Origin of the sequence: Microvirga sp. 3-52 (assembly GCF_018383585.1) — a bacterium.
Lineage (GTDB): Bacteria > Pseudomonadota > Alphaproteobacteria > Rhizobiales > Beijerinckiaceae > Microvirga.
Map to the genome: position 1 here is coordinate 1 of NZ_JAHAMK010000005.1, position 324 is coordinate 324.

Consider the following 324-nt stretch of genomic DNA (forward strand, 5'->3'; position numbering starts at 1 on the left):
TAGAGCAACGGCAGTTCTGACGGAGTCCTTGGGGCTATGCGGCGCGGCGGCTTCGTGATTCACTTGTCTCAGCCCTCTTTCTGGGAGGAGATGAGCGATGACCAAGTCCTACTCGCTGGATCTGCGCCGCCGAGTGGCGCGCTTTGTCGAGGCGGGGCATTCCTGTCACGCGGCCGCCCGCCACTTCGAGGTCTCGGTCGCCTTTGTGGTGCGGCTGATGGCGGCCTATCGGGCCACCGGCAGCCTGGCGCCCAAGCCGGAAGGCGGCTGGCGCTACTCCAAGCTCGACCCGCACCGCGACTTCCTCATCCGCCGCGTGACCGA

1 protein-coding gene is annotated in these 324 nt (G+C 66.7%); it reads left to right on the forward strand.

The window, feature by feature from the left end; translation table 11 throughout:
* Nucleotides 1-97: 97 nt before the first annotated feature.
* Nucleotides 98-324: IS630 transposase-related protein (locus KHP60_RS25045; RefSeq protein WP_249688549.1), on the forward strand; the 227-nt coding region annotated here is incomplete at its 3' end.